The following is a 19,025-nucleotide window of genomic DNA, read 5'->3' on the forward strand; positions in this document are numbered from 1 at the left end:
GATTTCGTCGCCGGCCTTCAACCACATCGTTTTCCAGGCAGCGTCTCAGGCTTCGATGAGATCGTCGATCTCTTCTTCGGTCAGGCCGAACTCCGCGAGGATTTCACGCGTATCGGCTCCCTTGAGCGGCGCGGCACGGTTGGCGGAGGTTTCGCTGAGCGAGAAGGACACCGGCTCCGGCACCGAGCGGACACGCCCTTCGAAGCCGTCCACCGGGCGGAAGAAATCCTTGGCCTTGAGATGCGGATGCTCCAGCAGGCTCTCCAGAGAGTTGACCCCGGAATAGGGGATGTCCAGCCTGTCCAGGCATTCGGCCCAGTCTGCGGTGGTTCGCGATTTCAGCCCCTCGGCGAGCACCTGATAGAGCCGGGCGGAATTGCCGTTGCGGCCCGCCGCGCTGGCGAACCAGTCGGCTTCCAACACGTCCGAGCGGCCGAATTCCACCAGCAGCCGGCGCCAGTCCTTCTCGGAATAGGGCATCACCGCCAGCCAGCCGTCCGCGGTGGCGTAGGGCTTCCGGTGCGGGTTGAGGAGCCGCGCGTATCCCGGCGCCACATCCGCGCCGAAGGTCGCCGCGTCGAGATGCTCGTTGAACAGGAATGCGACGAGGCATTCGAACATCGGCACCTCGATGGCGCAGCCCCTGCCGGTGCGCTCGCGGTACATCAGGGCCGCGAGTATCGCCTGCACGGCTTTCAGGCCCGCCACCTTGTCGGCGACAATGCTCGCCACGAAGGCCGGCTGCTCGCCGAATTCGCCCGGCAGGGACGCCAGCCCGGCCGCCGCCTGAACGATGTCGTCATAGGCCGGGCGGTCGGCGAAGGGCCCGTCCGATCCGAAGCCGACGGCGGCGCAGTGGATCAGGTCCGGCCTCAGCGCCATCAGGCGGGCCGCGGAAATCCCCAGCCGCTCGGCCGCGCGTGGGCGCATGTTGTGCAGGAGGATGTCGGCCCGCCCGAGCAGCCGGTCCAATACCGCGCGGCCGCGATCCGACTTGAGGTCGAGCACGATCGAGCGTTTGTTGCGGTTGTTGTTGGCAAACAGCGCACCGGTCCCGTCCGGTCCCGGCGTTCCCGAGGCACGCGCGAGGTCGCCCTCAGGCGGCTCCACCTTGATCACCGTGGCCCCGTAGTCGCCGAGCGTCTGCGCTGCCATCGGCCCCATGACGATCGAACTCAGGTCCAGGACCGTGATGCCTTCCAGGAGTGGCAGCATAGCCGTCTACCCGCCCCGGCTCTCTGTGGCGCCGGCAGGCACCCTTTCACCGACCGGAGCGTCAGCGCGTGCTAGGTCCCGCATCTCCTCAGCCCCGCTCCATGCAGGCCGAAAGCGTCTCGGAAAACAGCCTTATCCCCGGCCCGATGAGTTCATCGGGAAAGTCGTAGGTCGGTGTGTGCACCTGCGGCAGATTTTCTCCTGCGCCGAGGAAGAGCATCGCCGAACGGGCTCCGTGCCCGAACCGGCCGAAATCCTCCGACCCACGCTGCGGCATGGGAAGGGACGCGAACGGCAGGCCGGCGCGCGCGACGCCGGCGCTGAGATACTCCGTGGCGAGCGGGTCGTTGGTGCATGCCAGGAAGATGTCGGCGTATTCGATGTCGAAGCAGAGCAAATGCGCTTGCGCCGTCTCCGCGATCAGCGCCTCGACCCTCTCGCACAGCGCCGCCATCGCGTCGTCGGTCACCGTGCGAAGCGTCGCGAGGATGCGGGCTTCTCCCGGCGCCACGCCGTACACTGCGGCGCCCATCGACGAATGGGTCACCGTCACCATGGCGAAATCCGGCCCCAGCGGGCCGCGGCCGCCGCATTCCTCCAGCGCTGGCATCAGCCGCGCCACTGCCCGCATCGGCGATCGGCCGGTCTCCGGCTGCGCGGCGTGCGCCGTGCTTCCGCGCAGACGGATCGAAATACCGCGCGAGGCGCAGTTCGCGGGGCCGGGCGACAGCACCGCCGAGCCGAGCGGCGCGCCGGGCTTGTTGTGCAGGGAGAAAGCATAGTCCGGGCGGATCTCCCCGTAACGAGGATCGTCGATGACCGCCGCCGCGCCGGAACCGTCCTCTTCCGCTGGCTGGAACATCAGGACGACCTTGCCGTCCGGCGGACGCGCACGTCCCAGGAGGCGAGCCAGCCCAAGCAGGATGGTCGAATGCCCGTCATGGCCGCACAGATGCGCCTTGCCCGGCACCAGCGAGCGGTGCGAAACGTCGCCCAGTTCCTCGATCGGCAGCGCGTCCAGTTCCGAGCGGAACATCACCGTAAGGCCGGGCTTGCCACTGTCGTAGATGGCGGCGACGCCGTGGCCTCCGAGACCGGTGAGCACGCGGTCGGGACTGGTCGGCTCGAGCATGGCGACGACGCGGCGGGCGGTCTCGGCTTCTTCTCCCGAAAGTTCGGGATGACGGTGGAGTTCGCGGCGGAAGTCGGCGAGTTCTGCGATGTCCGAATTGGTCGGCCGGGGGAGGACATAGGTGCTCATATCAGGCCGCCGCCCTGCGCAACATGCCGTAAAGGTCGCGCGGCTCGTCGGGGTCGGCGAGCAGGTCGAGCGCCTGGAAATGGGTGGTGCCGGCAATCCTGTCGCGGATGTAGCGGAGGGCCGAGAAATCCTCGGTGGCGAAGCCGACGCTGTCGAACAGGGTCACCTGGGTCGCGTCGCGCCGGCCGGGCGCGCTTCCTTCGATCACTTTCCACAACTCCGTCACGTGATGATCGGGATCCAGTTGCTGGATCTCGCCCTCGATCCTCGTCTGCGGCGTGTACTCCACGAAGATGTCCGACCGCAGCAGGATGTCGCGATGCAGCTCGGTCTTGCCTGGGCAATCGCCGCCGACCGCGTTGAGATGGACGCCGGATCCGACCATGTTGTCGGTCAGGATCGTGGCGTACTGCTTGTCGGCGGTGCAGGTCGTGATGATCTCCGCCGTCTCGACCGCCTCTTCCGCACTCCGGCAGGCCACGACCGACAGGCCGCTGTCCGAGAGATTGGCCGCCGCCTTGCGCGTCGCGGCGGGGTCGATGTCGTAGAGACGAATGGTATCGACCCCGCAGATCGCCTGGAACGCGAGCGCCTGGAATTCGCATTGCGCGCCGTTGCCGATGATCGCCATGGTGCGAGGGTTCGGCGGCGCGAGATGGCGCGCGGCGAGCGCCGACGTCGCCGCGGTGCGAAGCGCGGTCAGAAGCGTCATCTCGGAAAGCAGCAGCGGGTAGCCGTTGCCGACATTGGCCAGCACGCCGAACGCGGTCACGGTCTGGCGCCCCTCGCGTATGTTCTTCGGATGGCCGTTGACGTATTTGAAGCCGTAGGTGACCCCGTCGCTGGTCGGCATGAGCTCGATGACACCCTCGGCCGAATGCGCCGCGACGCGCGGCGTCTTGTCAAAGGCCTTCCAGCGGCGAAAATCCTCCTCGATGTAGGAAGCCATCTCGGCCAGCAGACGCGGAATCCCGATTTCGAGGACGAGCTGCATCATGTGCTGGACGCTGACGAAGGGGACGAGGCTCAGGGGACCCGGCGCCGTGATGGGCATTCGAAGCTCCAGTTGCGTTCCATACCCGAGTGCATTCGCCGGCCAGGAACCTCCCGCGGCAACGACGCCCGTATCGATGGGCGAAATCGCGTTCATGACAAACACGAGCCCGCCGATGCTGCGCCCAGGGCACACAGGAAACGCAGAAGCGGAGGGTGCACGGGCCACTTTGCCGTGGCTGCCCTCACCCCAGAGCTTCCTTCTCGCGAAGCACTCTCCACCCTGCGTCTCCGATGCGCCGATCGCGGCTCCTACCGACTGATGGGAGCATGTTGGACAAGCCGAGCCATCAGTTCCATTATGCTGTCTGCCCCATTACGATAATTCTGACCTATGGATTGCGAGGCCTGGATGACGTCCAAACCGACGGCGAGGAAGCAGGATCGGCAAGAGTTCGCCGCCGGGGGAAAGGGCGGAGACGCCGTCGAGCAGCGATCACCCCTGTCGCTCGATTTGCGCGAACTGGCGACCGCCATCAGGAATCGCGAGTGGACCGCCACCGAGGTGACGGAAGTCGCGCTGCGACGCATTCGGGAGGTCGATGGCGGCATAAATGCGTTCTGTACGCTTGACGACACGGCGCTGGCGCAGGCCGAGGAGATCGATGCGCGTCTCGCCGCAGGTACCGAGGTCGGACAGCTGGCCGGCGTTCCCGTCGGCGTAAAGGACTTGCTCTGGACGAAGGGCCTGAAGACGACCTTCGGCTCCCGCCTCTATGCCGATTTCGTCCCCGACCGCGACGACGTGGCGGTGGAGTGCCTGAGGGCGGCCGGCGCCATCGTGATCGGCAAGACCAATGCGGCCGAGTTCGGTTATGGCGGCATCGGTCGGAACGATCTCTTCGCCCCGACGTGCAACCCGTGGAACACGGAGCTGTCGCCGGGAGGCTCGAGCGCTGGCTCGGCGGCAGCGGTCGCGGCGCGCATGGTTCCGCTGGCGCTCGGCAGCGACGGCGGCGGCTCGGTCCGGATACCCGCAGCGCTCTGCGGCATCTTCGGAATGAAGCCGTCCTTCGGACTGGTTCCGGTCTATCCCGGCTGCCGCGACGAGCGCTATCCGGGCCAGTCCGGCTGGGAAGGGCTGGAGCACATCGGGCCGATGACCCGCAACGCAGCCGATGCCGCGCTGGCGCTGTCGGTCCTTGCGGGACCTTCACAGTACGACCGCCATTCGCTCCCTCCCCTCGGCGCCGACTGGAGCGACCTCGACGCCGGACGGCTGCTAGGCGCCCGCATCGCCTTCAGCACCGATCTCGGCTTCGCCGTGGTCGATCCGGAAATTCGCGCCGCCGTGGAACACGCAGTCGCACGGCTGGGCTCCTCGTTCGAGGCGATCGAGGAGGCCCATCCGGCGGTGGGTAACACCGAAACGCTGCTCGACACGCTCGTCGCGCTCGATACCGATCGCGCCGGCCTGCGGGCGATGGCCGAGCGGCAGGGCGTGGAGCTTGGCGGCTGGCTGGGCAGCATTCTCGAACGGACATGGACCGGCGACCAGTTCAGCGCAGCCCTGATGGAGCGCAAGCGGGTCGTCAACGTGACGGCCCGCTTCATGCAGGATTTCGATTTCCTCATCACGCCGTCGACCGCCGCCACTGCCTTTCCCGGCGACGGGTTCGGGCCCGAGCGTATCGACGGCCAGGCGGTGGCGCCGTCCGCCTGGGTGCCGTTCTCCGCGCTGGCGAACTTCACCGGCCAGCCCGCCGCTTCGGTCCCGATCGGTTTCACGTCGGACGGGCGGCCGATCGGACTTCAGGTGATGGGGCGTCGGCTGGACGATCGCGGCGTGCTGGCGCTTTGCGCCGTCGTCGAGCGGCTGTTCCCGCGCGTTTCCTGGCCCGGCCCGCCGCTCAAAAATCTCCAGGTGGCAGGATCGACAAATGGACAAGGCTGAAACGAAGCGGCCGACGAACCTCGGCAACATCGAACTGCGCCACATCCGGTACTTCCTCGCCATCGCCGACGAGATGAACTTCGGCCGCGCAGCCGAGCGGCTGAACATCGCCCAGCCCGGTCTCAGCCAGCAGATCAAGATCCTCGAACACATCCTCGAAGCCACCCTCTTCGACCGCTCGCGCCGCCGGCTGCGCTTCACGCTGGCCGGGGAGATGTTCGCCGCCGAGGCGCGCAAGGTGATGGCGCAGGCGGAGGTTGCGGTGCAGACTGCGCGGCGCGCGGCGCGCGGCGAGGTGGGACGGCTCGCGATCGGTTATGTCGGGTCGGCCGCCTATGTCGGCATGCTGACGCACCTGGTCGGCGAATTCCGCGAGACCCATCCGCAGGTCGAGCTGGAAATATCGGAAATGGAGATGCTGCCGCAGCTGGAGGCAATCAGCGACGGGCGGCTCGACCTGGGCTTCATCCGCCCGCCCGTTCCGCTGCCCATCGGGCTCTCCTTCATACCGATCCTCCAGGAGGAACTCTTCGTGGCGCTTCCGACGAGCCACCCTCTGGCGTCGCAGGAGGCCGTCCCGCTGCGCGCACTGAGCGACGAGGTCTTCATCACGCCGAGGCATCCACCGCGCGTCAGCTTCAGCCAGCACACGAGAGCGGCCTGCCACGAAGTGGGCTTCGAACCGAGGATGGGCCCTCAGGGACGCGACTTCGTGACCATCGCCAGCATGGTGTCGGTCGGGCTTGGCGTCGCCCTTGTGCCGCAGTCACTGCAGTGCATACAGCTCCCCAGCATCTGCTATCGGCCCCTGTCCGACGTGCGTCCCCGCTCGGAGCTGGCAGTGGCGTTCCGGCGCAGCGACGCGTCGGTGGTCGTGCGCGACTTCATCGCAGCGACCCGCCGCCGCGCGAGGTCCCTTTCGACCGAATCCAGGCCCGCAGTCTCCGGTAATGGAGAATGAGGGCATTTCCACCGGAACATGCCCGCCTCCCGTTCGTTCGGAACGTCACGAGGAGGACGCCATGTTGCGCAGGCTGCTGATGCTGTTGGCAATAGCCATCCGCCCCAGGCGCAAGCCGGTCACGCCCGAGGAGAGGCTGCGGCGCGCCGGACTGGCGCCGGAATTCTTCGGCGCCACGAGCGCGCGGAAATCGGGTCCGAAGTCGAAGGTCTGACCGGGATGGACCATCACGCGTCCAGTTGGCAGCGGTCAGGCGTAGGCCAGCCAGATGGCCAGAACGAGCAACGCAATGCCGCCCCTAGCCAGAACCGGATGCCGCCGCCGAGCACTCAGTGTCGAAGCCCGCGAGCCAGTCTCCCGTGCGGCCCTTCCGGAAATCGCCCCAGTCGCGGATTTCCGATCCAAGGCAGCAGCCCGACAATGGTCCTGGAACGGAACCGCCGGCTCAGGTCTGCGCCGGCAAGGTTCCGAGCGCGGTGGGAAGGTCTTGCAGGCTGACGAGCACGTGGTCGGCTCCGAGAGCATCCGGCGCCTCCGGCGTATAGCCACCGCGTACCAGGGCGACCGCAATGCCCGCCGCCCTGGCGGAGCGGGCGTCCGCCGCGCTGTCTCCGACCATCAGCGCTTGGCCGGCCGCGACATCCATCCTCGCCAGCGCGGCGAACAGCATGTCGGGCGCGGGCTTCTTGGCGATGCCGGGCTCCGCGCCCTGCACCGCCGCGAGGAACGGTGAAAAGCCGTAGTGGTCGACCACGGCGCGCGTGAACGGCATCGGCTTGTTGGAGACGACGGCGAGCTTCAAGCCCGCTGCCGAAAGGGCGGCGAGGCTTTCGCGGGCACCGGGCAGCACGGTCGTGAGGCGGGTCAGGTGCCGACCGTAGATCGGCATCATTTCGGCCACGGCATCGTCGAGCGCGCCGCCTTCGAGCGGCCGTCCACGTGCCGCGAAAGCCCGTTCGACGAGCTTGGCCACCCCGTTGCCGATCATCGCCCGCACGTCCGCCAGCAAATGCGCCGGCAACCCGTGCTGCGCCATCAGTTCGTTGGTCGCGGCTGCGATGTCGGGCGCGGAATCGACCAGCGTGCCGTCGAGGTCGAAGAGGACCGCCTTCGGCCAGCCGTCAGGTCGTCCGACGAGGAGCGGCGCGTCGCTCACGCCGCGCACCGCATCGCGCCATCCGACGCCCGCCGGATCGCGGCGATATTTTCCGCATAGGCCTGTTCGGTTCCGCCCTTGAACACCGCCGAACCTGCCACGAGGACGTTTGCCCCCGCCGCCGCGACCAGCGGCGCCGTCTCAGGCGTGACGCCGCCGTCGATCTCGATGTCGATCGGCCGCGACCCGATCATCGCCTTCACCCGCGCCACCTTCTCGACCACCGACGGTATGAAAGCCTGGCCGCCGAAGCCGGGGTTGACCGTCATGAGGAGCACGAGGTCGAGCCGGTCGAGCACGTATTCGATGACGCTCTCCGGCGTCGCGGGGTTCAGCGAAACGCCGGCCTTCTTGCCGAGGTCGCGGATCGCCTGTAGCGAACGATCGAGATGCTTCGTCGCTTCGGCGTGGACCGTAATGATGTCGCAGCCGGCATCGGCGAAGGCGGCGAGATACGGATCGGCTGGTTCGATCATCAGGTGGCAGTCGAAGACCTTCCTGGACCGACCACGCACCGCCTTGATGACGGGTGCGCCGAAGGTGATGTTGGGCACGAAATGCCCGTCCATCACGTCGAGGTGGATCCAGTCGGCTCCCGCGCGGTCCACCGCCTCGATCTCTTCGCCCAGCCGCGAGAAATCGGCCGAGAGGATTGAAGGGGCGATGATGGTGCTGGTCATGTCGAGCTTCCCTGGCTCATGCCGGTCGCAGCCGGCTTCGCGTCAGGCGCTGACATGGCTTGCGCGACGCCGGATGGCAAGGGTGGTGGCGTGCGGCCTGTGAAAAACGCGGTTGCGGCGCGGAAGCCTACGCGTCGAGCAGCAACACATCGTCGGGCGAGAAGCTGATCGAGGCTTTTTCACCGGCGACGGGCGGCGGGCTCGCCGGGTTGTTGAAGGTGTCGAGCGACACCAAATCGTCGCCGAGCGCGACGCGCACGCGGATGACGGAGCCAAGGAAGGAAACCTCGCGGATCACGCCGGTCGCGGTCGCCACGCGGCCCTGGCCATGGCCGAGCGAGATAGCCTCCGGCCGCAGCGCCAGCGATATCTGCTCTCCCGCCTTGCGGCCGGTGAGCGGGCGGCCGGTGAGAACCTCTTCCGAGCCGATCCGCACGATGCCCTTTTCGGCGTCGGCGACCTTGCCCTCCAGCACGTTGAGCGTGCCGACAAACCCCGCCACGAAGCGTGTCGCCGGCTTGTTGTAGATCTCGAACGGTGTGCCGACCTGTTCGGCGCGGCCGTTGTACATCACCACGATCCGGTCGGACATCGACAGCGCCTCTTCCTGGTCGTGCGTGACGAAGATGGTCGTGATTCCGAGTTCCTTCTGGATGGCGCGGATTTCCTCGCGCAGCGACACGCGCACCTTGGCGTCGAGGGCGGAGAGCGGCTCGTCGAGGAGAAGCACCTGCGGCTTGCCCGCCATCGCGCGGGCGAGCGCCACGCGCTGCTGCTGGCCGCCCGAAAGCTGGTAGGGATAGCGTCCGCCGAACTCCTGCAGCTTGATCAGTTCCAGCATCTCGCCGACGCGCGCCTGCATCTGCGCCTTGGGCATGCCGGCCACCTTGAGGCCGAAGCCGATGTTCTGCGCCACCGTCATGTTCGGAAACAGTGCATAGGCCTGGAACACCATGCCGATGTTGCGCTGGTTGGGCTTCAGGCGGGTGACGTCCTTGCCGCCGATGAACACCGAGCCGGAGCTGGGCTCCTCGAAGCCGGCGACGATCCGGAGCATCGTGGTCTTGCCGCAGCCCGAGGGGCCGAGGAAGGAGACGAATTCGCCCTGGCGGACGTCGAGGTTGAACTCCTGTACGACCACGGTCGTGCCGAAGGCCTTGTGCACCTGACGGATGGAGAGGAACGTGTCTGACATGGCGGTACGTCTCTCCGGAAATCAGTGCGGCTGGGCCGGCGGCCGCGGCGCGAAGCGCGACACCACCTGGATCAAGGCCATGCAGCTCCAGGTGATGCCGAAGGCGATGACGGCGAGCGCGGCCGGCTCGTAGGCGCGGTTGGCGCCGATCAATTGCAGGTAGGGCCCGAAGGCCGGGCGGTTGAGAAGCGCGGCCATGACGAACTCGCCGATCACGATGGCGAAGGTCAGGAACGCGCCCGAGAGCACCGCCACCAGCACGTTGGGCAGGATGACACGCCACATGATCGTCGCCCAGCCGGCGCCGAGGCTCTGCGCCGCCTCCGTCAGGGTGCGCACGTCGATGGCCCGAAGACCCGTGTCGACCGCGCGGTACATGTAGGGCAGCGCCAGCACGACATAGCCGAACATCAGGAGGATGTTGGTGCCCATGGCCGTGCCGGTGAGCGGCAGCCAGGAGGAAGTGTTGTAGAGCCGGATGTAGCCGAAGACGATGACGATGGGCGGGATGACCAGCGGCAGCAGCGTCACGAACTCCAGCACAGGGCGCCAAGCCGGCAGCTTCAGGCGTACCCAGTAGGCCGTCGGCACGACTAGAAGCACGCCGACGACGATCGTGGCCAGCGCCATCATCACCGAATAGGTGAAGGTCTCCTGGAAGCGGGGATCGAAGATCACCGCCTCGTAGGCGTCGAGGCTGTAGACGCCGCGCCGCATCTTCATGGAGAACTCGAAGGTGCCGACCAGCGGCAGGGCGAAATAGAGAACGCCGAGGACGAGGAAGATCCAGGACCAGAAGCGGTTGACCGTCATTTGATCCACCGTTCGCTGCGGGTGCGCAGCCAGATGTAGACGAAGTTGGCGATGCCGGTGATGACGATCATGCCGAAGGCGAGCGCGTATCCGAGATGCGGGTCCTGCAGCACGTCGCCGCGGATCTGGGCGAAGAGCAGGATCGGCACGATCGACAGCGACGAGCCCGTGAGCGCGTAGGCGGTGGCCACCGCGCCGAAGGAATTGGCGAAGAGCAGCGCGAAGGTTCCGAGCAGCGTCGGCCACAGGATCGGCAGCGCCACCATGCGCCAGTACTGGAACCCGGTGGCGCCGAGGATCGACGCGGCCTCGCGCCATTCGCGCCGCATGCCGTCGAGCGCGGGCGTGACGATCAGGATCATCAGCGGGATCTGGAAGAACAGGTATGTGAGCGTCAGCCCGCCGAAGGACAGGATGTTGAAGCCGTAGGCGTAGATGTTGATGCCGAACCAGTCGCGCAGGATGAGCGTGACCAGGCCGAGCCGTCCGAAAGTGGCGAGGAAGGCGAAGGCGAGCGGTACGCCGGCAAAGTTCGACGCGACGCCGGAGAAGGTGAGCAGCGGGGAGCGGACGCCTTTCGGCAGTCCGCCGAGGACCATGGCCCAGGCGAGAAGGAAGCCTATCAGGCAGCCGAGGAAGGCGGACGCTACGGAAATGCGGATCGAGATCCAGTAGGCCGCCATGATCGACGGCGTGAACAGGTTCGCGATGTTGTCGAGCGTGAATCCACCCGACGTGTTGCGGAAGGCGCCTGTGACGATCTGCAGCGTCGGCAGGACGAGGAAGAGCAGCGCGAAGACGACGAACGGGACGATGCCGACCCACGCCAGAGAGAGCCGCGGCCGGCGGGATGCGGGCGGCGCGGCGGATATCACGGCATCAGCTTCAGTCATCCCCTGCCCGCCCGACGGTCGCTGCATTTCAAGGAAGCGGCTCCCGCCGAAGCGGGAACCGCGTGTTCTTTGGAACGGCGGACGCTACTGGACGTTGGCGCCGACGGTGCTGTCCCACTTGCCGGTGATGACCTGCTTGGCGGCGTCCTGCTCCTCGAGCGTCGGGAACACGGCCTTCTCGTAGGCAGCGGCCGGCGGCAGCGCGTCCATCATCTCCTGCGGGATCACGCCCTTGGCGGCGAGATCGTTGAAGCGGATCGGATGGCAGTAGCCCTTGAGCCAGCCGAGCTGTCCTTCGTCCGAGTAGAGATATTCCATCCACAGCTTGGCGGCGTTCGGGTGCGGCGCGTAGGCGCTGATCGCCTGGACGTAGACGCCGGCGACGACGCCCGAAGCCGGAACGATGACCTCGACCGGCGGGTTGCCGTTGAGCGCGTCGCGGCCCGACAGCGCGTTGTAGTCCCACCAGATCACGATCGGGGTGGCGCCCTGCGCGAGCGTGCCGGACTTGCCGATGGTCGGTACGAAGTTGCCGGCCTTGTTGAGTTCAGAGAAGAAGTTCAGCCCCGCCTCGCCGGCGGCTTCACCGGCAGCGGCGCCCGAAGCAAGGCCAGCGGCATGCACACCGAAGATCGCCTGGTTGGAAGCGCGCGGATCGCCTGCCAGAGCGACGCTGTTGGCGTATTCCGGCTTCAGAAGGTCCGACCAGTCGGCCGGAAGGTTCTGGACGATGTCGGTGTTCACGGCGAAGGAAAGCACGCCGTAGTAGTCGCCGTACCAGTGGCCGTCGGCATCCTTGGCGCTGTCGGGGATCGAGTCCCAGGTCGAGACCTTGTAGGGCATCAGGAGCCCTTCGGCCTGTGCCTGCGGGCCGAAGGCGAGGCCCACGTCGAGCACGTCCGGCGCCTGCGGGCCCTTGTTGTCCTTGTTGGCGCGGACGGCTTCGAGTTCGTCCGCCGAACCGGCATCCGGGTTCAGCTCGTTCACGGTGATTTCGGGATACTTCGCCTTGAAGCCGGCGATGACGTCGCCGTAGCCGCACCAGTCGTGGGGCAGCGCGATGGTGGTCAGCATGCCTTCCGCCTTGGCGGCGGCCTCGAGTTCGGCCATGTCCTGGGCCGACGAGATCGCCGTCGACACCATCAATAGCGCGGCTGTCACGGACAGCGCTGTTCCCGTGCGTTTCAACATGTTCTCTCTCCGTAGGAATGACGCCGAAGGGCGCCTGCGACGCGGTTACCTTTGTCCCGTGACAATTGGATGAACGCCGCCGTCATCTGTCGCACGAGCCGGAAAAAGTTAACAACAGTTAGCCGGTCGCGGCAATGAGATTCGGTCTTTCTCCGGCTAATTGTCGCCAAAGGCTGCTGTCTTCTCCCGATCGCAGCCGCCGCACAGCGCTCACCCGGCGATCGCCTGCTCCAGAAGCGTGAGCGCCGCCTTCTTCGTCAGCTTGACGGGATTGCCGCCTGCAGTGGGATCGACGACCGCCATGTCGGCGATGAGTTGCTTGCGGGCCTTGTCCATATCGAGGCCTTCGATGAGGCCGCCCAGCGTGTGCGGCACCTTCAGCTCCTTGCGCAGTTTCACGATGTCCTTCGCGAGACCGTCGTAGCCTCCCTTGATGCCGCAATAGGCGGCCAGGCGATCGATCCGCTCCTCCACCGCCTCGCGGTTGAAGGCCAGCACGTAAGGCATGAAGACGGCGTTGGTCATGCCGTGATGGGTGTCGTAGAGCGCGCCGACGGGGTGCGACAGCGCGTGGATGGCGCCGAGCCCTTTTTGGAAGGCGGTCGCGCCCATCGCCGCCGCGCTCATCATGTGGGCGCGGGCGGTCAGGTCCTTGCCGTTGGCGAAGGCTTTCGGCAGGTTGTCCAGCACCAGCCGCACGCCCTCCACCGCAATGCCGTCGGCCATCGGGTGGTATCCCGGCGCGCAGTAGGCCTCCAGGCAGTGCGCCAGCGCGTCCATACCTGTCCCGGCCGTTATGAAGGGCGGCATCCCGACCGTCAGCTCCGGATCGGCGATGACGATCGCCGGCAGCATCTTCGGATGGAAGATCACCTTCTTGGTGTGGCTCTCCTCGTGCGTGATGACGCCGGCGCGCCCAACCTCCGAACCAGTACCGGCGGTGGTGGGCACCGCGACGATCGGTACGATCTTCGAGGCATCGGCCCGCGTCCACCAGTCGCCGATGTCCTCGAAGTCCCAGACGGGCCGTGTCTGGCCGGCCTGGAAGGCTATCAGCTTGCCGAGGTCGAGCGCCGAGCCGCCGCCGAAGGCGATGACACCGTCATGGCCGGCCGATTTGAATGCCTCGATACCGGCGGTCAGGTTCGATTCCACCGGGTTCGGCTTGACCTCGGAAAAGACCCTGTAGGGCATCTTGGCGTCGTCCAACACCTTGAGCGCCTTCGCAGTCACCGGCAGCTTGAGCAGGCCGGGATCGGTGACAAAGAGCGGATGCGAGATGCCGCACGAATGCAGCGCGTCGTGCAGTTCGGAAATGCGGCCGGCGCCGAAGCGGACGGTGGTGGGGAAGTTCCATTTGGAGACGAGAGTGGTCATCGGGCTGCCTATTTGAAGAAAGTGTTTTCGACGCGCTTCGATCGCATCATATAGGGTATCCAGATCGCTGCGCTCCAGATCGACCGGCCGAGCGAACGAATCGTCTCCCGGTCGAACATCTCTTCACCGCTATCCGCGAAGAGGTCTCGGAAGACCTGATACGCTATGACTGCGTCGAGAAGAACGAGGATCGGTACTGCTCCCGCCCAGATTACATAAAGGCCTGGAAACATTTCACTATGACGGAATGCAAGTATGAGTAACAAGATTGGCGCGACGAAAAACGCCGCAATACTTGCCAACAAATCGATCATCACAAACAACTTTTGAGACGGCTGAAGAAATTTCCAAACTTCAAGAAATTCAATTAACGATACAAATTGGATAAGACATACAACAGGCGTCAGTCCAAGACCGAGCAATGGCCATATCAGCCACCCTCCGAGCCCTCGTGGACTGCCGTTCTCGGAACGATTCGCTACAGGTTCGACCCGGTCAACGCCCATCACACTTCCCGCAGATGAAAACTTTTGGGCCGCGTCAGGTTCCCGTAGCCGACCACGCCCATGGCTCCGCCCTTGCCGGTATCCTTGACGCCGGTCCACACCAGCCCCGGATCGACATAGTCGCAACGGTTTATGAAGACGGTGCCGGTCTCGATGCGGTCGCCGATCGCGGCGGCATGGTCGGCGTCGGTGGTCCAGATCGATGCCGTCAGCCCGTAGGGGCTGTCGTTCATCAACTGGATCGCCTCCTCGTCGTCGCGCACCTTCATGATGCCGACGATCGGCCCGAAGCTTTCCTCTCGCATGACGCTCATCTGGTGGTTCACGTCCGTCAGCACCTCCGGCGCGAGATAAGGCGAGCCTTCCCGGTCGGTCTCGACTTTCATGCCGATATGGGCCTTGGCGCCCTTGCGCAGCGCCTCGGCCTTCTGCTCGCGGATAAAGTCGGCGAAACGCGCCTGCGCCATCGGCCCCATCGTGGTCGTCTCGTCGAGCGGATTACCGACGACATAGTTCTTCGTCTCGGCGACGAAGCCCTCGACGAACTCGTCGTAGATCGTCTCGTGCACATAGACGCGCTCGATGCCGCAGCAGCACTGGCCAGTATTGTAGAACGCGCCATCGACGAGATTGGCGATCGCGTGGTCGAGTTTCGCGTCGGGCAGCACGTAGGCGGGATCTTTGCCGCCGAGCTCTAGCCCGAGCGTCATGAAGGTGCCCGCAGCCGCCTTCTCGATCGCGCGCCCGCCGGCGACGGAGCCGGTGAAGTTGCAGTGGTCGACCTTGCCGGAGCCGAGCAGTTTCTCGGTCTGCGCGTGGCTCATCACGAGGTTCTGGAACAGGCCCTTCGGCAGGTTCGCCTTGTCGAATGCCTGTTGAAAACGTTCGCCGACAAGCAGCGTCTGCGCGGCATGTTTCAGGATCACGGCGTTCCCAGCCATCAGCGCCGGCACGATCGAGTTCACCGCCGTCAGATAGGGATAGTTCCACGGCGCGATGGTGAAGACGATGCCGAGCGGCTCGCGCTTCAGGTAGCGCCGGAAGCCTGGCCGCTCTTCCGGCACGAAGGGCGCCAGCGCCTTTTCCGCCAGCGCCACCATGTAGCGCGTGCGCTCCTCCACTCCGCCCTTCTCGCCGCCGTAGCGCACCGGCCGCCCCATCTGCCAGGCGAGTTCCGGCACGATCTCGTCGTTCATGGACAATAGCGCTTCGAGGAAGGCGAGCAGATATTCGCCACGCCGGGCGATCGACACCTGCGCCCATTCGGCCTGCGCCGCCCTGGCGCGCGACACCGCAGCGTCGATGGCCTGGTCGGCGGCAACCGGACGCTCGACGTAGATCGAGCCGTCGACGGGGGATTTCAGCTTGACGGTTTCCACGGGTCGTTTCCTCAATTCTCTTCAGCAGGCGACAGCTTTTACATGGCCCTGGCCGGCGTAGTCCAGAATGATGCGGTCGCGTGTCACGATGGCAAGATCATGGGCTCGCGCGGTTGCGATGAGAATGCGGTCCGCCGGGTCCCGATGAAGCGTGCCGGGCAGGAAAGACGAGGCGATCAGAACCTCCGGCGACAGCGCCTCCACCCTCACGCCATCCGCCATGGCCACATCCCGGAACAGGGACGACGGCGGCAAGGCGGTCGGCATGCGACCCTTTGCGCTGAGCAGCCCCAGTTCCCACGCCGATATCGGCGACACCCGGACCTTGTCGTCGCCACTCACGGCCGCGTCGATCGCGGACTTCGCCTCCGGCCTGATCGGCTCGTTAGTGGCTATCCAGATGATCGCACAGGTGTCGAGCAGCAGTTTGCCAGTCAAGAAGCATCGTCCATGTCGAATGCCGGTTGGGTGTAGTCGACCTCGGGCAGGAGCGTCACCTTGCCGGCCCATATGCCGAACAGGGGATGACTTTTCGACGCGCCGTACTCTCTCTGCCCGGACTCACCAAGACCTGCCGAAGCGTCGTCCTTTCCCGCCGGCGGCCATTCGACCTTCGCATATCCGTCGGGCCAGCCTTCCAGCCGGAAAGAGACCGTCTCCCGTGCCAGGTCGACGCGCGCGGTCTTGTAGTACGCGCGCATCCAGGCGCGCGCCTGGCTGTGCCCGCTGGGGCTGTTACTCCACCATTCCTCGCGACGGCGCGCCGACGGCGGCAACCGTGCATGGATGATGCTTTCGATTTCCGCAAAGGTCATCGTCATCTCGCCCTGCCCGGAAAACAGCAGGTGCTCGAACAAAGGATGATACTTGGTTCCTTCGGTCATGGCGTACTCCAACGACCCGCTGAGAACCTAGCATAGTATATTACTACCTCCTAGTATCTCTCGAATCCCCGGTGAAGCTCCCAGTCGGTGATCCGCCGGTCGTATTCGAACTGCTCCCACCGCGCCGTGTGGAGGTAGTGATCGACGACGTCCTCGCCGAAAGCCGCCTTCAGCATCTTCGATTTCGCCATCGTCTCGGTCGCTTCCCGCAGGGTCTTGGGGATCTCCGGGAGGCGCGAAGCCTGGTAGGCGTCGCCGATGAAAGGCTTCTGGAGCGAAAGCTTCTCTTCGATGCCGGCCATCCCCGCGGCGATCAACGCCGCGAAGGCGAGATAGGGGTTCAGGTCCGCGCCGCCGATGCGGCACTCCATGCGGATGCCCTTAGTCCCCTCCCCGCAGAGCCGGAAGCCGGCGGTGCGGTTGTCTTGTGACCACATGATCTTGGTCGGCGCGAAGGTGCCGGCCTGGAAGCGCTTGTAGGAATTGACGTAGGGCGCCAGGAACCAGGTGAACTCCTTGGCGTATTTCAGCTGCCCGGCAGCCCATTGCTGGCCGAGTTCCGAGAGCGTCCAGTCGGCGTCCTTGTCGAAGAACAGCGGCGTCTTGCCGTCCGCGCTCCACAGCGAGTTGTGGATGTGGCTCGAATTGCCGGCGAGATCGAAATTGTACTTGGCCATGAAGGAGACGGCCTTGCCCATCTGGTGGGCGATCTCCTTGGCGCCGTTCTTCAGGATGACGTGCCGGTCAGCCATCTCCAGCGCCTCGGCGTATCGCACGTTGATCTCCTCCTGGCCGGGACCCCATTCGCCCTTGGAGTTCTCGATCGGGATGCCCGCCGCGTGCATCTCGTTGCGCAGGCGGCGCATGTAGCCTTCTTCCTTGGAGGTGATGCCGATCAGGTAGTCACCAATGTAGGGCGAGGCGGACGTCAGATTCCGCCACTGCTTTTCACGCGCGGAATCGTAGGTCTCGTCGAGCAGGTAGAATTCCAGTTCCGAAGCGAAGTAGCCGATCCAGCCGCGCTCCTCCAGCCGCCGGATCTGCTTGCGCAGGATGGCGCGGGGCGAATGCGGCAGGTCGTCATGGGTATGGTGGTCCTGCACGTCGCACAGCACCAGCGCAGTCTTTTCCAGCCACGGGATGCGGCGCAGGGTCGACATGTCGGGTTTCATGACGAAATCGCCGTAGCCTTTGCTCCAGTTCGCCGCCTTGTAGCCGGGCACCGGCTCCATATCGATGTCGTTGGCGAGCAGGTAGTTGCAGCCGTGCGTCTCGCCATGCGCAGATTCCACGAAGAAGCTCGCCAGGAAGCGCTTGCCGACCAGCCTGCCCTGCATGTCGACGGCGCAGGCCAGAACGGTATCGATCCCGCCGGACGCGACCTCGGTCGTCAGTTCGTCGAAGCTCATGTTGCCTGGCATATGGTTCTCCGTCGGCCCCGCCGTGATGTATCGGCCCCGCCGTGATGTGAAGTTCAATCAGCAAACCCGGCCGCGCGGACGGCCGGGTTCATTTCGTGTGTGCCGGCTCAGCTGTAGCGGTAGGGCTTGCCGGCCTTGACCATCGTCTCGTTGTAGGCCTTGAAGATGCCGACGATCTTGGCCTTCAACTCGCTTTCGGCGGCGATCTCGTCCCAGAATTTGTGAGCCTCGTCCTCGACCGTCTGCCACTCGCTGTCAGGGATGGTGGTCGATTCCAGCTTGGTCTCGTTGACCCGCAGGCTGGCCTCGCCGTTCCAGTACCAGTGCTGGCGGTGGTAGTGGGACGAGTTGAAGCAGACCTCCATCAGCGTCTTGAGGTGATCCGGCACCTCGTTCCAACGGTCCAAGTTGGCAAAGAAATGGCCGATCCAGGCGCCCGAGATGTTGTTGGTCAGGAAGTAGTTCGTCACGTTGGCCCAGCCCGAGGTGTAGTCCTCGGTGATTCCCGACCAGGCGATACCGTCGAGCTCACCCGTCTGCAGCGCGACCTCGACATCCTCCCACGGCAGGGTGACCGGCACTACGCCGAAGCGCGACAGGAAGCGCCCTGCGGTCGGGAAGGTGAAGACGCGCAGGCCCTTGAGGTCTTCGAGCGACTTGATCGGGGTCTTGGTAGCGAAGTTGCAGGGGTCCCAGGACCCGGCCGAGATATGCCTGACCCCAACCTTGGCATATTCTTCCTTCCAGATCTCGTCGAGACCCCAGTGGTTGAACAGCGCCGGCACGTCGAGCGAATAGCGCAGGCCAAGCGGGAAGTAGCCGCCGAACACGGTCACCTCGGTCGGGCTCGCCATCGAGTCGTCGTCCGACTGCACCGCGTCGATCGTGCCCTTCTGCAGCGCGCGGAAGAGTTCGCCGGTCGGAACCAACTGGTCGGCGTGGTAGAGTTCGATCTCCATCTGGCCCTGGGCGATCTCGTTGAACTGCCTGATGCAGGTGTCGACGACCTCGACCGCCAGCGCGGGGCCGGCATAAGTCTGCATGCGCCACTTGATCGGCGCCTGGGCCAGGACGGCGGGTGCGGCCAGGGTCGCCGGTACCGAAGCGGCGGCAGTGGTGAGGAACTTGCGTCTCGTCGTCATAAGT

General features: G+C 65.5%; 19 protein-coding genes. 3 read left to right on the top strand and 16 right to left on the bottom strand.

The features are described from left to right. Positions 1-45: 45 nt before the first annotated feature. From BSQ44_RS22085 to BSQ44_RS22095, 3 genes are all read right to left on the bottom strand, one after another. Entirely contained in the window at positions 46-1,215 is a 1,170-nt protein-coding gene (locus tag BSQ44_RS22085) for a CaiB/BaiF CoA transferase family protein (RefSeq protein ID WP_072607230.1), read from the bottom strand. Between the two features lie 88 nt (positions 1,216-1,303). After that, the gene (locus tag BSQ44_RS22090; RefSeq protein ID WP_072607231.1) at positions 1,304-2,476 is read right to left on the bottom strand and encodes an amidohydrolase; all 1,173 of its coding nucleotides are present in this window, start codon (positions 2,474-2,476) and stop codon (positions 1,304-1,306) included. Position 2,477: 1 nt separating this feature from the next. Then, the gene (locus BSQ44_RS22095; protein WP_072608218.1) at positions 2,478-3,530 is read right to left on the bottom strand and encodes an ornithine cyclodeaminase; all 1,053 of its coding nucleotides are present in this window, start codon (positions 3,528-3,530) and stop codon (positions 2,478-2,480) included. A gap of 351 nt (positions 3,531-3,881) precedes the next feature. Between BSQ44_RS22095 and BSQ44_RS22100 the strand changes: the two genes are divergently transcribed. The 3 genes from BSQ44_RS22100 to BSQ44_RS27020 all read left to right on the top strand — a co-directional run bounded on the left by BSQ44_RS22100 (position 3,882) and on the right by BSQ44_RS27020 (position 6,598). Next, positions 3,882-5,423 carry an amidase gene (locus BSQ44_RS22100; protein ID WP_083535037.1) on the top strand — a complete coding sequence of 514 codons (1,542 nt, stop codon included), beginning with the start codon at positions 3,882-3,884 and terminating at the stop codon, positions 5,421-5,423. After that, on the top strand, positions 5,410-6,384 hold the full coding sequence (locus tag BSQ44_RS22105) for a LysR family transcriptional regulator (protein WP_072607232.1): 975 nt from the start codon (positions 5,410-5,412) through the stop codon (positions 6,382-6,384). The genes BSQ44_RS22100 and BSQ44_RS22105 overlap by 14 nt, the downstream gene beginning before the upstream one ends. Positions 6,385-6,445: 61 nt before the next feature. Further along, a complete protein-coding gene (locus tag BSQ44_RS27020) occupies positions 6,446-6,598 on the top strand; it encodes a hypothetical protein (protein ID WP_157894663.1) in 153 nt (50 codons plus the stop codon). A gap of 231 nt (positions 6,599-6,829) precedes the next feature. Here BSQ44_RS27020 and gph read toward each other — a convergent pair whose 3' ends face one another. The 13 genes from gph to BSQ44_RS22170 form a co-directional block, all read right to left on the bottom strand. Next, entirely contained in the window at positions 6,830-7,540 is a 711-nt protein-coding gene (gene gph / locus BSQ44_RS22110) for a phosphoglycolate phosphatase (RefSeq protein ID WP_072608220.1), read from the bottom strand. Then, positions 7,537-8,220, bottom strand: coding sequence for a ribulose-phosphate 3-epimerase (gene rpe / locus BSQ44_RS22115; protein ID WP_072607233.1), 684 nt, complete (start codon positions 8,218-8,220; stop codon positions 7,537-7,539). Before rpe ends, gph begins: the two co-directional genes overlap by 4 nt. Before the next feature lie 127 nt (positions 8,221-8,347). Beyond that, the gene (locus BSQ44_RS22120; RefSeq protein WP_072607234.1) at positions 8,348-9,415 is read right to left on the bottom strand and encodes an ABC transporter ATP-binding protein; all 1,068 of its coding nucleotides are present in this window, start codon (positions 9,413-9,415) and stop codon (positions 8,348-8,350) included. 21 nt (positions 9,416-9,436) lie between these two features. Next, positions 9,437-10,228 (bottom strand): ABC transporter permease, encoded by a 792-nt coding sequence (locus BSQ44_RS22125; RefSeq protein WP_072607235.1) that lies wholly within the window; start codon positions 10,226-10,228, stop codon positions 9,437-9,439. Next, positions 10,225-11,121, bottom strand: a complete 897-nt coding sequence (locus tag BSQ44_RS22130; protein WP_072607236.1) for an ABC transporter permease — start codon at positions 11,119-11,121, stop codon at positions 10,225-10,227. Before BSQ44_RS22130 ends, BSQ44_RS22125 begins: the two co-directional genes overlap by 4 nt. An 84-nt stretch (positions 11,122-11,205) precedes the next feature. Then, on the bottom strand, positions 11,206-12,312 hold the full coding sequence (locus tag BSQ44_RS22135) for an ABC transporter substrate-binding protein (RefSeq protein WP_072607237.1): 1,107 nt from the start codon (positions 12,310-12,312) through the stop codon (positions 11,206-11,208). A 210-nt stretch (positions 12,313-12,522) separates the two neighbouring features. Further along, on the bottom strand, positions 12,523-13,689 hold the full coding sequence (locus BSQ44_RS22140; RefSeq protein WP_072607238.1) for an iron-containing alcohol dehydrogenase: 1,167 nt from the start codon (positions 13,687-13,689) through the stop codon (positions 12,523-12,525). Positions 13,690-13,697: 8 nt separating this feature from the next. Beyond that, complete coding sequence (locus tag BSQ44_RS22145; protein WP_072607239.1) at positions 13,698-14,195, bottom strand: DUF2569 domain-containing protein; 498 nt, start codon at positions 14,193-14,195, stop codon at positions 13,698-13,700. Further along, positions 14,195-15,574, bottom strand: a complete 1,380-nt coding sequence (locus BSQ44_RS22150; protein WP_072607240.1) for an aldehyde dehydrogenase family protein — start codon at positions 15,572-15,574, stop codon at positions 14,195-14,197. Before BSQ44_RS22150 ends, BSQ44_RS22145 begins: the two co-directional genes overlap by 1 nt. 21 nt (positions 15,575-15,595) lie before the next feature. Then, positions 15,596-16,012 carry a type II toxin-antitoxin system VapC family toxin gene (locus BSQ44_RS22155; RefSeq protein ID WP_072607241.1) on the bottom strand — a complete coding sequence of 139 codons (417 nt, stop codon included), beginning with the start codon at positions 16,010-16,012 and terminating at the stop codon, positions 15,596-15,598. Further along, entirely contained in the window at positions 16,009-16,458 is a 450-nt protein-coding gene (locus BSQ44_RS22160; protein WP_072607242.1) for a DUF7662 domain-containing protein, read from the bottom strand. The genes BSQ44_RS22155 and BSQ44_RS22160 overlap by 4 nt, the downstream gene beginning before the upstream one ends. A gap of 50 nt (positions 16,459-16,508) precedes the next feature. Next, entirely contained in the window at positions 16,509-17,879 is a 1,371-nt protein-coding gene (locus tag BSQ44_RS22165) for a glutamine synthetase family protein (protein WP_072607243.1), read from the bottom strand. A gap of 107 nt (positions 17,880-17,986) precedes the next feature. Continuing rightward, positions 17,987-19,021: a TRAP transporter substrate-binding protein gene (locus BSQ44_RS22170; RefSeq protein ID WP_072607244.1), complete on the bottom strand. Its 1,035-nt coding sequence runs from the start codon at positions 19,019-19,021 to the stop codon at positions 17,987-17,989. Positions 19,022-19,025 lie beyond the last annotated feature (4 nt).

This window comes from Aquibium oceanicum (assembly GCF_001889605.1).
In the GTDB taxonomy this organism is placed as follows: domain Bacteria; phylum Pseudomonadota; class Alphaproteobacteria; order Rhizobiales; family Rhizobiaceae; genus Aquibium; species Aquibium oceanicum.

Bases quoted from the DNA above. Each gene is read 5' to 3' on its own strand.
- BSQ44_RS22085 (WP_072607230.1), bottom strand. From the start codon at position 1,215: ATGCTGCCACTCCTGGAAGGCATCACGGTCCTGGACCTGAGTTCGATC.
- BSQ44_RS22090 (WP_072607231.1), bottom strand. From the start codon at position 2,476: ATGAGCACCTATGTCCTCCCCCGGCCGACCAATTCGGACATCGCAGAA.
- BSQ44_RS22095 (WP_072608218.1), bottom strand. From the start codon at position 3,530: ATGCCCATCACGGCGCCGGGTCCCCTGAGCCTCGTCCCCTTCGTCAGC.
- BSQ44_RS22100 (WP_083535037.1), top strand. From the start codon at position 3,882: ATGACGTCCAAACCGACGGCGAGGAAGCAGGATCGGCAAGAGTTCGCC.
- BSQ44_RS22105 (WP_072607232.1), top strand. From the start codon at position 5,410: ATGGACAAGGCTGAAACGAAGCGGCCGACGAACCTCGGCAACATCGAA.
- BSQ44_RS27020 (WP_157894663.1), top strand. From the start codon at position 6,446: ATGTTGCGCAGGCTGCTGATGCTGTTGGCAATAGCCATCCGCCCCAGG.
- rpe (WP_072607233.1), bottom strand. From the start codon at position 8,220: ATGACCAGCACCATCATCGCCCCTTCAATCCTCTCGGCCGATTTCTCG.
- BSQ44_RS22120 (WP_072607234.1), bottom strand. From the start codon at position 9,415: ATGTCAGACACGTTCCTCTCCATCCGTCAGGTGCACAAGGCCTTCGGC.
- BSQ44_RS22125 (WP_072607235.1), bottom strand. From the start codon at position 10,228: ATGACGGTCAACCGCTTCTGGTCCTGGATCTTCCTCGTCCTCGGCGTT.
- BSQ44_RS22130 (WP_072607236.1), bottom strand. From the start codon at position 11,121: ATGACTGAAGCTGATGCCGTGATATCCGCCGCGCCGCCCGCATCCCGC.
- BSQ44_RS22135 (WP_072607237.1), bottom strand. From the start codon at position 12,312: ATGTTGAAACGCACGGGAACAGCGCTGTCCGTGACAGCCGCGCTATTG.
- BSQ44_RS22140 (WP_072607238.1), bottom strand. From the start codon at position 13,689: ATGACCACTCTCGTCTCCAAATGGAACTTCCCCACCACCGTCCGCTTC.
- BSQ44_RS22145 (WP_072607239.1), bottom strand. From the start codon at position 14,195: ATGGGCGTTGACCGGGTCGAACCTGTAGCGAATCGTTCCGAGAACGGC.
- BSQ44_RS22160 (WP_072607242.1), bottom strand. From the start codon at position 16,458: ATGACCGAAGGAACCAAGTATCATCCTTTGTTCGAGCACCTGCTGTTT.
- BSQ44_RS22165 (WP_072607243.1), bottom strand. From the start codon at position 17,879: ATGCCAGGCAACATGAGCTTCGACGAACTGACGACCGAGGTCGCGTCC.
- BSQ44_RS22170 (WP_072607244.1), bottom strand. From the start codon at position 19,021: ATGACGACGAGACGCAAGTTCCTCACCACTGCCGCCGCTTCGGTACCG.